Raw genomic sequence first — 529 nt, 5'->3', positions numbered from 1 at the left:
ATAGAGTAGGAGGCGGATTCACATCCGCCGTCCTCTCACACCACCGTACGTACGGTTCCGTATACGGCGGTTCAGGTTATGCGGTTAAGCCGGTTTATCGTATCCAGTATTGAGACCAGCCCGAGTCTGTCCCACAGTTTCTTCGGCAACGCCTGATTCATGTGTGACGCTCCCGAGTTCCACCATGGGCCTCGACCGTTAAAGGCAGATTGACAGGCGCGATCTTCAGTGAGCCCCAAGCGTATTAGGTTACGCGCCCTCGTGGAGGGCCGTTTCCATTGGCGCCACAAGACACACCGAAGTTTATGCCGCACCCAGCCGTCCAACTTTTCGAGGGCCCTTTTGCCCTGACTCAGCTTGAAGTAGCCCGCCCAACCGCGCAAAACAGGGTTTATTCGCTCGATAGTCCTGACTATCTTGCAACCCCGCGCTCCGCGCAGAAGAACTCTGAGTCGATCACGCAAGCGGCCCAGGCTCATCGTTGCCACTCTTAGCCTCGGCTGTTGATGCCAGCTCATCCCGTAACCCA

1 protein-coding gene is annotated in these 529 nt (G+C 56.9%); it reads right to left on the bottom strand.

All coding sequences use genetic code 11. The annotated features are described in order from the left end of the window. Window positions 1-71: 71 nt before the first annotated feature. Window positions 72-529, bottom strand: a 458-nt coding sequence (locus ACW9H9_RS28775) for a group II intron maturase-specific domain-containing protein (RefSeq protein WP_457346732.1), incomplete at its 5' end; no start/stop codon positions are given.

It is taken from the genome of Pseudomonas sp. SDO5215_S409 (assembly GCF_054071325.1).
Note: the sequence above shows the minus strand (reverse complement) of the source record. Positions and strands in the feature narration are given on the sequence as shown.